Here is a 12,572-nt window from a genome sequence, read left to right on the forward strand (position 1 = left end):
CGTGCAAAAAGAAAAGGCTGCCATTTCTTGGAAATGACAGCCTTACCTGAACAGGACGTTAACTGATAACCATTAAAGCTCAAGGCCCCTTTGGTTTTTAATCGCGATTCAACTACACCGTCTGCACTTCCGCATCCGGCTGTTTACGCGTGACCAACTTACGCAACGTCACATAGAACACCGGTGTCAGGAACAGGCCGAACAGCGTCACGCCCAGCATCCCGGAGAACACCGTAATCCCGGTGACACCACGCACTTCCGCACCGGCACCTTCGCCCAGAATCAGCGGAATGGTACCGGCGATAAAGGCGATCGAAGTCATCACAATCGGGCGCAGACGCAGGCGGCAGGCTTCGAGGGCTGATTCGACGATCCCTTTACCTTGCATCTCCAGCTCGCGGGCGAACTCGACAATCAAAATCGCGTTCTTACACGCCAGCCCCATCAGTACCACCAAACCAACCTGGACGAACACATTGTTATCGCCACCTGTCAGCCATACACCCACCAAAGCGGACAGCATAGTGACGGGCACAATCAGGATCACCGCCAGTGGCAGGGTCCAGCTCTCATACAGTGCCGCCAGCACCAGGAACGCTAACAATACAGCGACCGGGAACACGATAAAGGCGGTGTTACCTTGTGTCGCTTGTTGGTAGCTCAGGTCGGTCCATTCGATATTCATGCCATTTGGCAGTACCTGGCTCGACATCGCTTCCAGTTTTTCCATTGCCTGCGCTGAAGAGAGCACGCGCGGATCGGCATCACCTATTAAGTCTGCCGCCGGATAGCCGTTATAGCGAATCACCGGGTCGGGACCATAAGTGGTCGTGATGTTCACCATACTGCCAATCGGCACCATCTCGCCCTGGTTGTTGCGGGTACGCAGATTAGCAATATCCTGCACGCTATTGCGGAAATCACCATCTGCCTGCGCCATCACACGCCAGGTACGACCGAACTTATTGAAGTCGTTGACGTAAGATGAACCCAGATAGACCTGCAACGTGCTGAACAGATCGGTGAGTGACACACCTTGCGCTTTGGCTTTATCGCGATCGACTTGCACGTCCAACTGTGGAACGTTGGCCTGGTACGAGGAGATAGGGAACATCATGCCTGGCGTCTGCATCACCGCCCCGGACAGGGTATTGATGGCGGTCTGCAATGCACCGTAGCCTAAGCCTGCGCGATCCTGCACATACAGCGAATAACCCGAACCCTGGCCCAGCCCCAGAATCGGCGGTGGCATAATAGAGAAACCAAAGCCTTGCTGGATTTTGGAGATTTTTGCATTGATTTCAGCGTTAATCTCCGCAGCCGTACGGGTACGTTCATTAAACGGCTTCAGGCCGAAGAATACGGTTCCTGTATTCGGTGTATTGGTGAACTGCAGGGCGTTCAAGCCAGGGAAGGCGACGGAATAAGCTACGCCTTCGGTGTTCATACCGATCTCGCTCATCTTGCGAATCACTTCATCAGTACGCGCCAGCGATGAACCCTCTGGCATCTTCACACCGCCAATCAGATACAACTTATCCTGAGTCGGGATAAAGCCACCTGGCACGGTATGGAACATAAAGCCCGCGCCTGCCAGCAGCAGCACATAGACCCCAAACACCGCACCGCGACGACGCAGGGTTTTGCCGACCATTGATTCATAGCCGTCCGAACTGCGCTGGAAGAAACGGTTAAACGGTCGGAAAACCCAGCCGAGCAAGCGGTCAATCAGACGCGTAGGCATATCTTTCGGCGCATCATGGGCTTTCAACAACTTAGCCGCCAACGCTGGAGACAAGGTCAACGAGTTGATGGCGGAAATCACCGTGGAAATGGCAATCGTCACCGCGAACTGCTTGTAGAACTGACCGGTCACACCGGACAGGAAGGCCATCGGCACAAATACCGCACACAGCACTAAGGCAATCGCGATAATGGGCCCAGAGACTTCGCGCATCGCCTGATGCGCCGCCGCCGTCGGTGAGAGTCCCATGGCGATATTACGCTCGACGTTCTCCACCACCACAATGGCGTCATCCACCACGATACCTATCGCCAACACCAACCCGAACAAACTGAGGGTATTGAGTGAGAAGCCCAGCAGATACAGCACACTGAAAGTACCCACCACTGAAACCGGCACGGCCAGCAACGGAATGATTGATGCACGCCAGGTTTGCAGGAACAGGATCACCACCAGTACCACCAGCACAATTGCTTCAAACAGCGTTTGCACCACGGCACGGATTGAGTCACGCACGAACACGGTTGGATCGTAAGGCGCGGCCCATTGAACGTCATCTGGGAAGCGGGTCGCCAGCTCAGCCATTTTGTCATGGACGGCATTCGACAGGTCGATGGCATTGGCGCCCGGCGCCTGGAAGATACCGATACCGACGGCATCTTTGTTGTTCAGCTGCGAACGCAGCGCATAGCTACCGGAACCCATCTCAATACGCGCCACGTCACGCAGACGTACCAGCGTACCGTCGTCAGCCGTTTTTAGGATGATATTGCCAAATTGCTCTTCGCTCTCCAGACGACCCTGAGTGTTAATTGACAACAGGAAGTCGCTGGCCTTTTTGGTTGGCTCTGCACCGAGTTGACCAGCAGACACCTGCACGTTCTGCTCCTGCATGGCGCTGACCACATCGGAAGCCGTCATACCACGTGCAGCGACTTTGTTAGGGTCGAGCCACACGCGCATGGCGTACTCACCGGCACCAAATATCTGGATCTGACCCACGCCAGGCAGACGAGCTAACTCATCTTTGACCTTCAAGGTGGCGTAGTTACGCAGATAGAGCGAGTCATACTTGCCATGCGGTGAAAACAGATGCACCACCAGCGTTAGCGTAGGGGACATCTTCTGCGTGGTCAGGCCCAGTTGACGGACCTCTTCAGGTAAACGCGCTTCAGCCTGCGCCACGCGGTTCTGCACCTGTACCTGCGCCTGATCGGGATCGGTACCTGGACGGAAGGTCACGGTCGTCACCAGCACACCATCAGAACCGGCCACCGACTTCATGTACATCATGTTTTCGACCCCGTTGATCGCCTCTTCCAGCGGTGTCGCCACGGAATCTGCAATCACTTTGGGGTTGGCGCCAGGGTATTCTGCGCGCACTTGCACGCTCGGTGGCACCACGTTGGGATATTCACTGATCGGTAACAGCGGAATGGCGATCAGTCCGGTGGTAAATATCAAAATCGACAGCACCGCCGCGAAGATCGGTCGGTCGATAAAAAAGCGGGAGAAATCCATAACAGGCAGTCTCGATTGTTATTGAGCGGAACGCATTGCCACCGGCTGAGCTTTCACCGGCATGCCAGGCATGAAGACTTTCTGCAGACCATTGACGATCACTTTGTCACCCGGCTTTAAACCGGACTGCACAATGCGCAAGCCATCGGCCATCTCGCCAGCCTGAATATCGCGGCGTTCTGCTTTACCCTGCGCGTCAACGACATAAACGTATTTACGATCCTGATCGGTCAGCACCGCTTTATCGTTTACCAACAGCGCATTAAAGGCCGCACTGCCTGGCAAGCGCACACGGGCAAACAGACCCGGTGTGAATTGACGTTCGTGGTTATCCAACGTAGCGCGCATGCGAATGGTGCCGGTGCTGGCGGTCAGCTGGTTGTCGAGGAAGTCAACGGTGCCACGATGTGGATAGCCTTGTTCGCCAGTCAGCGCAATTTCTACGGGCAACGAACCGCGATTCTGTCCCTGACGCGCCATCGCCTGATATTGCAGATAGGTCGCTTCATCAACGTCGAAATAGACATACATGCGATCCTGCGACACCAGCGTGGTCAACACGCTTGCGCTGTCGCCAGCGGTCACCAGGTTACCGGTGGTGATCATCGCGCGGCTGGCACGGCCATCAATCGGTGCCGTGACGCGGGTGAAGTCAAGATTCAGCTGCGCCATATCGACGGCGGCTTGCGCAGATTGCACATTGGCTTGCGCCTGGTTGGCAGCAGAACGGCGCTGTTCCCACTCTTCGCGCGATACCACATTGGTGCCAATCAGCTTATCGGTGCGTGCCGACTCACTGCGTGCCAGCGAGGCCTGACTGCGCGCTGTGGCGAGTTCAGCTTGTGCCTGCTCTAACGTGGCGCGGTAGGTGCGGTCATCGATGGTGAACAACACCTGACCCTTTTTCACGTCATCGCCTTCGCGATAGTTAACCTGATCGATATAGCCGGAAACGCGGGGGCGCAGCTGCACACTCTGCACCGCTTCAAAGCGACCATTGAAGCTATCCCATTGGCTGACTTTTTGTTCGACCACCTGCGCGACACTCACTTCGGGCGGCGGTGGCGGGGCGTTTTGCGCCACACCCCGATCGCAAGCGGCCAGCAGGCTTCCCAGCAACATCACTCCTGACAGGCTTACTGCCCGACGAACCCCATATGTTTGCAGATGCATTGTTGTTATTCCGCGTTGGTGTGAAAAAAGAAAGGTCATGTACGAAAAATCTGCAACTTTTAAGATTGCATTAAAACGCGATGAGTGTAGGCTGCTGCAAACTGCATCTGCAAGAATATCTGATACACTTTATGTGCTGTTTTGATCAATTCGTTTCAGAGGGGGGAAAGCCCCTACGGCGAGTGCGGCATTTAATGCAATAATAAAACTTGCATTAAATGTCATAGTCAGTCACCCTTAAAGTGTAATTGCAACTGATACTGATACTGTTCGTTAAGGCGACGGGAGAAAATGGGATGATGAGCGACGCATTTATTCACGATCTGATCGACTGGATTGATAACAACATTGAAGCACGTTTGGATCTGGACACCGTAGCAGGGCGCGCCGGTTATTCGAAGTGGCATCTGCAGCGTATGTTTAAAGAACACACCGGCTACCCGCTAGGTGAGTACATCCGTAACAAAAAACTGAAAAAATCGGCGGACCGTTTGACCACCACCAACGAACCGATCCTTAATGTCGCTATTTCATTGGGGTTTGATTCGCAGCAGTCATTTAATCGCAGCTTTAAACGCCAGTATGGCGTTGCGCCGGGCGCATGGCGACGTCATGCCGTTCCTTCTGCTAGCGCGATGCAATAACACCTCCGCCAGGGCCAGCTTTGCTGGCCCGCGTTCTTCTCCGCGATAATCCTGCTATCATCGGCCTCCTGAACTTCAGGATGTCACTATGTCAAAGAAACTCTGGATTGGATTGATCTTCGCGCTGGCCGCAACCTGGGCCGGACTTAAGCCGCACTTAAATGGCAAATCCCCCGCACACGACAGCAATATCGCGCAACTGACGGAAGCCAACACCGTGGCGCGCTGGCTTGAACAGCATCACAAATTACCCGATTTATACCTCACCAAAAGTGAAGCACGCCGTCAGGGCTGGAACCCGAGCAAGGGCGATCTCTGCAATGTCCTGCCGGGCCGGGCGATTGGTGGCGATCGATTTAGCAATCGTGAACAGCGCCTGCCAATGCAACCAGGGAGGCAGTGGTATGAAGCCGATGTGAATTACGACTGCGGTCACCGCGATGCCGATCGTCTGCTTTACTCTTCAGATGGTCTGATTTTTCTGACGACCGATCACTATCGCAGCTTCAAACAGGTGAACTAAGCATGTTGACGCTCTCGTTCGATTTCCAACAGCTCAGCACCCGCCGGGCGTTTTACCGTGCGCTGGTGGAGCAGAGCCATTGCCCGCTCGACTTTGGTAACAATCTGGATGCGATGTGGGACTGGCTGACGGGCGGCATGGCGTTGCCTGCAACCATTCATTTACAGCATGCAGAAAGCGCCAGCCAGCAGGCGGAATTTGCACCGATACTGGCGCTGTTAGAAGAGGCGGCGCAGCAACTGCAAGGTGAGCTGCGCCTGGTACGTTAGGCGTGTAACGGCAAGAGTAGAATGGCCAGCATCTGACGTGCACTGGCGGGTAAATCACCGCCACCGGTGTAGCCATTGTTTTCTACGATCACCGAGTTTAATCCCACCAACCAGTCATAAATGTAATACGCCGTGTGATTGGCCGGGGCAGCGGATAAACGTGTTAAGCGTTGTCCCGGTGAGAAGCTTACGCTCGGTGCTGGCGGTCGGGCAAAGATGGTTTGCCCACGATTCACACGACTTTCAGGCCGCTCACTCTCAGGACGCTGTAAAAAACCTAGCCAGGCAACAAAATCGCCTAATACCGTCATTGCACGGGACACCTGCCGATCGGTGCGCGCCTCATGCGCGCTGGCTTGCGCATCCGGCTCGTTTAACGCCGATTGCAGTTTGCTCAGCACCTTCAGGCGGAAACTGGCGGTGATCAGCTCCTCAACCAGCAGCTCCAGCGTCGGTTTATCAACATTGAGCAGCGCCAGCAAGCTCCGGCTCTCCGGCAACTGACGCAGATGCTCCAGCCATAGGGCAAAGACCTGCTGCGGGAATTGCTGATCGCGTTGACCGCTGCCATTCCGCGGCTCGGTGGGGGCGACCGGCTCATCTTTAAACAGGTCAAATTCAAAGCCGATGCCGAAATAACTCTGCTCAGCAGCAGCGGTTTTAACACTGTGCTGTGTGACCGTGGTGCTGCTCTGGCTCAACCACAGTTGGCGTACGGCTTCGCGTGAGGGTTGCAACCGTTCGAGCAGTTCACCATGTAAACCGGTGCGATGCTGCAGGCATTTCAACAGGGTGTCGGAAATGGCCTGTTTACGTGCAGCCTGCTCTGGCGTGGCGGTGGATTCGGTCCAGGGTTGCAAACGCTCGACCAGTTTTTGTTGCAGCGTGCTCAACTGCTGCGCCAGGCGGTCACGGCGCGCTTCGGGCTGCATCTCATCCTGCAACCAGCTGCCCATACGGTCGACACCTGCGCGATCCAGCGCCAGCATTGATCCCCAGCTTTGACCCGGCTGGCCGATTTGGCGCTGCACGGCTTCATCAACATTAATCTGCTGTTGCTGGTAGCGAGCATCGTGTGGCGTGATGGCCCAAATCAGACGCGGTTTCTCACCGCTGGCGGCCACGGGTTGATGGATATGCCATTCACGCAGCGCGTTGACGGCAATATCCGTATCCTGCCGCTGACTGGCAGCAGTACAAATCAGCATTAAATCAATGCCCTGACGCGCGGCATACAAGCCCGGCAGTAGCGCACGCTTCTGCTCCAGCAGCGTGGCACGCAGCGCATCTCGCTTGCGCAACTGAAGCAGCTCTTCCTGCTGTCCTTGATCGGCAGGTAAGCCAGGCGCGGGTAGCTCCAGCATATCGGCTTCATCATAGAGCGCCTGACGTGGCGTTGAGCTAAGCGGAAGGGTAATTTCCAGTGTCAGCAGCGATAACAGGCCGAGTGGCACCTGCTGCGGTTTAGCCACGCGGTTGGCGATAATCGGACAGACTTCAACCATCTCCTGCCAATCCGCGTCGTGACCGATCAGTTTTTCTGCGGGTAGTGCAGCTTCATCTGTCAACAGGCTGAGCGGCGCGAGCAAACGCGGGGCCTGGCGCAACTGATGGCGGAGATGCATCAGACTACGCAGCTGTTCGTTCAACGCTGCCTGGTTCGGCCACAGCAGGGCAAAGAGTTGTACGCGGTCATCCACGTTGAGCCACGGGGCCAGCTCAATCGCCTGTGGCCAGAAGTGACGATCCAGCACTTCGGCGTGACGATGCTGGCGGCGACTCCATGCCCATAGCGTTATCAGCGCATCACTGTCGAGTCCAGGCTGAGCCTCATCTTGGCGATGACGTTGCAAACGCTGCAGTGCGCTGTCAATCACTGTAGTATCCGGCTGTTCCTCGGTTTTGGCGCAGGCCAGTGCGAGGCGAACCAGTTCGACATCGCTCAACAACGTCATTTCTAATGGCCAGGCGCTGGATTGGGTTTCACGCTGGTGGCTGAAACGGGTGGCGATGGCAAAATCAAGATTGCCAGGATTGATGTTCTGGAAATGGTTCACCACCTTATCGCCCAGCCGGGCAATCAGCTGACCTTGAGCGTCACCGACCATTTCACTCAACAGCCAGGCTTTACCCGCCTGTGACTGACCAAACAGGGCCAGGGTCACGGGCCTTGCCAACTGGCGTGCCAGCGCGTGGCTCTCCACGCGCGCACGGCGCAGTTGCAGTCGTAACGTATCCGCTTCCAGTGCCAGGCGCGGGGCCTGCGCCTGGTTATTCTCAATCCAGTTCAATGCGCCATCCAGTGTCTCTTGCATCAGGCTGAGGCGCTTGGCGGCCGTGACCGGCGTGGTTTTCTTAGCAGTTCTCATCGTTTGCAGACGCTCCCGCTGTCAATCCAATACTGTGCGTTGGCATTGCCCGTGGCAGACAGCGTATTCAATTTCAGGCTCAATTGTTCCAGCGGCACGCGCGTACCGTCATCCATACGTGCATCGCTTAACACCAGGCGTTCAGGTCCAAAGTTTTCCGGGCCAGGCTGTACCGCCAGCTTAATGCGCAACACGCTCTCACCGGCGACCTTACGGGCCAACTGCGGGTCGGTGATGCTTAAGCTGTAAAGCGGAGAGGCCGGCCAGCGGTCGTTTTCCAGTTGACGGAAGCCGAGGCAGACGTTGCCACGGATGCGGAAACTGCTTTTGCGGTCCAGGGCGAAATCGCTGCTGTCGAGATCGATTTCGCTGTAACAGAGGTTGTCATCGCTCAGTGTGGCGTTCTCATCAAGCACGCCCAAATAACGAATGGTGGAGTAAGGCTCAAAATCCCCGGCGCGGAACCAGAAGCTGCTCAGGCGCAGATCGAGTGCCAGCAAGCACAGCATTGCGCCTACGGCGGCGGTCGATTTCGGGTTATCGATACGACCCTGTTTGTTGAACGGATACCAGTCGCTGGTGTGGTAGCCTTCCAGCGACAGAATGCGGCTCCCCGGTAGCGGCTGTAAATGGCGCACCAGCGCCTGAATGCCCGGGAAGCGCGAAGGGCGGCCAGTCAACAGCAGCACGTCACACTGGTACAGTGACACCACTTCACACATGGCACGCAGCGCAGGAATGATCGCCATACGATGCTGGAGGAATTCACCATGCAGCTGCGCCATACTCACCACCAACGGCACCTCAAGCAGATCGAAGCGGCTGTCACCGCCCAGCGTGCGTTGAATTTCACCGTTCACAAAGGCCAGCACGCTACTGGCGGGTTTTTGTGGCACCAGCTCGCCAAACAGTGCGTTGATTTCGCTGTGGCTATCGAGCGGGTCCCAGTTTTCATATCGTTCCAGCACCGCCTGTGCCAGCGGAATAAACAGCTGCAGGGTGACCTGTTGACGCAAGGTCGCTTGCCCGTCCATGCGACTGTCGTGACCAAACAGCTTGTTCATCAGCGGTTCGGCTAGGGTCAGTCCGGCTTTTTGCAGGCTCTGCTGCAGGGCTGGCAGGATCCACAGCTGAATCACATCTAACAGAATATCGTCTCCCGCCACTTTAAAGCCTTCGCGGAACAGCAGGCGCGGGGTGATTTTGACGTTGTTACCCTGGCCGTCATCGAGACGGTATTGCGTGATGGCGAGGTCGGTGGTGCCGCCGCCGATATCAATCGATGCGATGCGCAGGCTTTTGCCCGGCACTTCGTCGGCTTCACGCGGGCGGTCTGGGCGCGCCATGCTGCTGAAGAAATCTTCGGCGCGGCCGGCAAAGTTAACCTGGGTTTCATTGAACAGCCACACCATTTGCCCACAGGTGGCTTCATCCCACTCCATTTGGACATCGGGTACGGGACGCAAACTTTTGGCCTGGTTCTGCGGGCTGAACGCCTCTTCTGCCGGGTGCCAGCCCTCGGCTTTCCACACCAGCGCGATGGCTTCCTGCATGCGGCGGCGGAAAATTTCTCGCTCGGGTTTAGGCATGGCGGAGGGCAGTGTCAGAATCACATGGCGCAGCTGGCGAGGAGCCTGGCTCTGTGGCATACGCTGGCGCTGCGCCACACTGTTCATCTGCATCATGGCTTGCGCCAGTAGCTCACATAACATGAAGGTCATTAACGAGCTACGGCTGTAGCTGGCGGAGAATACCGGCAGCCGCTCATCTTCCGCCAGGGCATGCAGCGGTTGGCCTTCATCATTCAACAGCAACGTGAAAGGCAGAGCGGTGGCTTGCGGTTCGTCGCTGCTGCCATTGGCATTAAAGCGCCAGCCTGGCTGATAACGTGCTTCATCCCATAAATAGCGGCGTGGACTGGAAAGACCGGTGCTGCCTTCGGTGCCGGCGCGCAGCAGCGCAAGGCGGCTGGCTTCACGGCCTACGCGCGTCAGTGACGGCCACATAAAAGCATTTTCACGTCCGCTCTCGAGCGAGAAGTTGGCTTTACCAAAACGGGTTTCTGCGAATTCAAGACGGCTATCAAACAACTCGTTATAAACCTGATGGGGTTCAGAAAGGTCGCGCAGTTGCATTTCATAGGTCTGACGCAGGCCGTTGCTCTCTTCGGCGTGGTCCTCCACCAGAATGCCGCAGGTATGTGAGTTGCCCACATCCAGAATGATATCGACATTCACCGCTGGCGTTTGCAGCGAAGCGGCCTGGATATAAATCTCGGCAAGGTCCAGTTGCTCACCCAGCAACTCAAGCAGGTTAAGGTAGTGTGCCTGATACTCAAACTCACGCAGAGCCTGATTCAACTCCTGCTCACGACGTGACTCCAGTGCATTAACCTGCTGGGTAAAGGTTTCACGCAGCCAGCCATCGACCCAGGTATGATCGAGGAATTCTCCCAACTCATAATTGTGCCAGGCAAGGGCGAAACTCACGCCATTCTGTGCATCGGCTTTACTCAGGCCGTGTTGCTCTCCGCCGTCCTGTTCAGGGACGATGCGGGTATCGAATGCCAGCGTGATGCGGTGTGTGTTACCGGCCGCGTCCGGTTGACTTAGAGGGGCAAGATGCAGGCGAGCCCAGTTATCAGGACCACCAATAAAGCGGCGTCCGCTGGTGCAGCGTAATACCGGCAGCGGTAGCCACTGATGTGCCAGCAGCATTAACGAATCAGCCAGTGCAATATCGGATTCCGGGCGAACCACTTCCGCTGCACCGCCATCTTCTGGATAGAGCAGGAATTTTCCGCTATTGCCGTCTACGTTCAGGCGCAGCAACGGACCATTTGCGGTTTGACGCACAAACTGACGACGCGCATTGAGTGCCGGCAGACGTAATCCGAAATCAAGAAACTGCACACCGCTATCTTCAATCAGCGTGATTTTTTGTTTGTCATCGATGAGGGGAGCCAACATGGTTACTTACTCTCACGCTTAATCGTCAACGGGAAGACCTGATCTGCGCCATATTGCGCATTACAGCTGGCAATGCCATCACCGGCTTTACACACCAGTTCCGGCATCCGATAGCGCGACTTGTCACTGCAGGTCGCGGTATAACGGCTACGTACCACCATGGTACCGGCGGTGGTCATGGCGGCAGTGACATCCGCCTTACAGCGTATGTTATCGCCTTGGGTAATCACTGCGGTGCCTTTGCCGTTACGCAATTGATAACGCAAACTCGGCGGCTTGCCGGTCGGCAAGTTGGTCTGGCGTAAGGTGACGCGCCAGGTGCCGTTAATAAATTTCACAGACCCCACACGGGCATCTTCGGTGGTCATCACCAGGTCGTCAGCCTTAGCCGGTTCGGTATGCTCAGCGACAATTTCAGCTGGCGCAGGTGGCGCGGCAGGTTCAGGCGCAGCAGCTACTGTGGCGCTTTTCTGTGGCAAGGTCGCGGCGAGTTTTTCGGCTTTGGCCACCACGGCTGGCGGAGTGAAGACCGGCGCAGGCAGATCGGCGACCGGCACGGTAGACGCTGGCTCTGGTGACGCACTGTGCAGCCAGAAGGCCACGCCAGCGGCTGCCACAGCAGCAACCGGCAGCAGCAGCGCCAGCGGACGTAATGCCGAGGAGCGGCGCACAGGCGGTGGTATCGGTTCGGCGGCGAGCTCCGCTGCGGCTGGCGGCACGACTGGCTCAGGTTCAACCTCTGCTGGAACGGGTTCTTCCACTGGCGCAGCGACGACGGGCGGCACTTCTATTAAAGGTGCAATGACGGGCGCAACCACCACGGGTGCGACAATCGCCGCCGGAGGTTCAGGCAGCAGGGGCGGCACATCCTCTTCGAGGCTGTCGCGCAGGCATGCCAGGGCGTCATCGCGCGTACGCGCTTGCGGATCGACAAAACCCCAGAAGGTGATCACCGGTTTGCCATCGACCAGATAAACGTATTGCTGATCGGGGAACTGCAATGTTTTGCTCAGTAATGCACCAAACAGACGCATGGCAGGGTTTTCGGCATCGCGGGCGCGCAGGCTAGCGGCCTGTAAGTCCTGCTGATTGAGGGTCAGCAGCTCCAGTGCTTTTTGTCGTTCGTGATCGCTGGCCGCACGCCAGGATTTTACTTTGCCACTAAAGGGGGAATACCAGTCGAGGCGATCCCCGCGCTCGTTCGCTTGCGGAATGGCAAGGCAGTTGGCCAGAGTGGTCTGGCGACGCAGGCGCAGCGTTTCTCGGATTTGCAAGGCGGAAGCCCAGACTGGCTGACCATTTTCACCCAGTGCCAGTACCGTATCCAGATTGCCGCTGCGCAGAAAAGTTTTTGCCACTC

8 protein-coding genes are annotated in these 12,572 nt (G+C 56.6%); 3 read left to right on the forward strand and 5 right to left on the reverse strand.

Annotated elements, in window-relative coordinates:
• Positions 1–112 precede the first annotated feature (112 nt).
• Both oqxB and F3J38_RS09000 read right to left on the reverse strand, forming a co-directional pair.
• The gene (gene oqxB / locus F3J38_RS08995; protein ID WP_167137253.1) at positions 113–3,265 is read right to left on the reverse strand and encodes a multidrug efflux RND transporter permease subunit OqxB; all 3,153 of its coding nucleotides are present in this window, start codon (positions 3,263–3,265) and stop codon (positions 113–115) included.
• Between the two features lie 18 nt (positions 3,266–3,283).
• Entirely contained in the window at positions 3,284–4,438 is a 1,155-nt protein-coding gene (locus F3J38_RS09000) for an efflux RND transporter periplasmic adaptor subunit (RefSeq protein ID WP_167137256.1), read from the reverse strand.
• A gap of 296 nt (positions 4,439–4,734) precedes the next feature.
• Between F3J38_RS09000 and F3J38_RS09005 the strand changes: the two genes are divergently transcribed.
• The 3 genes from F3J38_RS09005 to F3J38_RS09015 all read left to right on the forward strand — a co-directional run bounded on the left by F3J38_RS09005 (position 4,735) and on the right by F3J38_RS09015 (position 5,874).
• On the forward strand, positions 4,735–5,082 hold the full coding sequence (locus tag F3J38_RS09005) for a helix-turn-helix domain-containing protein (protein WP_038647181.1): 348 nt from the start codon (positions 4,735–4,737) through the stop codon (positions 5,080–5,082).
• Positions 5,083–5,170: 88 nt separating this feature from the next.
• Positions 5,171–5,605 (forward strand): ribonuclease domain-containing protein, encoded by a 435-nt coding sequence (locus F3J38_RS09010; protein WP_167137259.1) that lies wholly within the window; start codon positions 5,171–5,173, stop codon positions 5,603–5,605.
• A gap of 2 nt (positions 5,606–5,607) precedes the next feature.
• Positions 5,608–5,874 (forward strand): barstar family protein, encoded by a 267-nt coding sequence (locus F3J38_RS09015; protein WP_167137262.1) that lies wholly within the window; start codon positions 5,608–5,610, stop codon positions 5,872–5,874.
• On the opposite strand, the gene F3J38_RS09020 is transcribed toward F3J38_RS09015, so the two are convergent.
• Genes F3J38_RS09020 through F3J38_RS09030 form a run of 3 tightly spaced genes read right to left on the reverse strand, consistent with a single transcriptional unit; the run spans position 5,871 to position 12,570 of the window.
• Positions 5,871–8,243, reverse strand: a complete 2,373-nt coding sequence (locus F3J38_RS09020) for a virulence factor SrfC family protein (RefSeq protein ID WP_167137265.1) — start codon at positions 8,241–8,243, stop codon at positions 5,871–5,873. The genes F3J38_RS09015 and F3J38_RS09020 overlap by 4 nt on opposite strands.
• Positions 8,240–11,212: a virulence factor SrfB gene (locus F3J38_RS09025; protein WP_167137268.1), complete on the reverse strand. Its 2,973-nt coding sequence runs from the start codon at positions 11,210–11,212 to the stop codon at positions 8,240–8,242. Before F3J38_RS09025 ends, F3J38_RS09020 begins: the two co-directional genes overlap by 4 nt.
• 2 nt (positions 11,213–11,214) lie before the next feature.
• A complete protein-coding gene (locus F3J38_RS09030; RefSeq protein ID WP_167137271.1) occupies positions 11,215–12,570 on the reverse strand; it encodes an SrfA family protein in 1,356 nt (451 codons plus the stop codon).
• Between the last annotated feature and the right edge of the window lie 2 nt (positions 12,571–12,572).

Origin of the sequence: Candidatus Pantoea formicae (assembly GCF_011752625.1) — a bacterium.
GTDB lineage: Bacteria > Pseudomonadota > Gammaproteobacteria > Enterobacterales > Enterobacteriaceae > Pantoea > Pantoea formicae.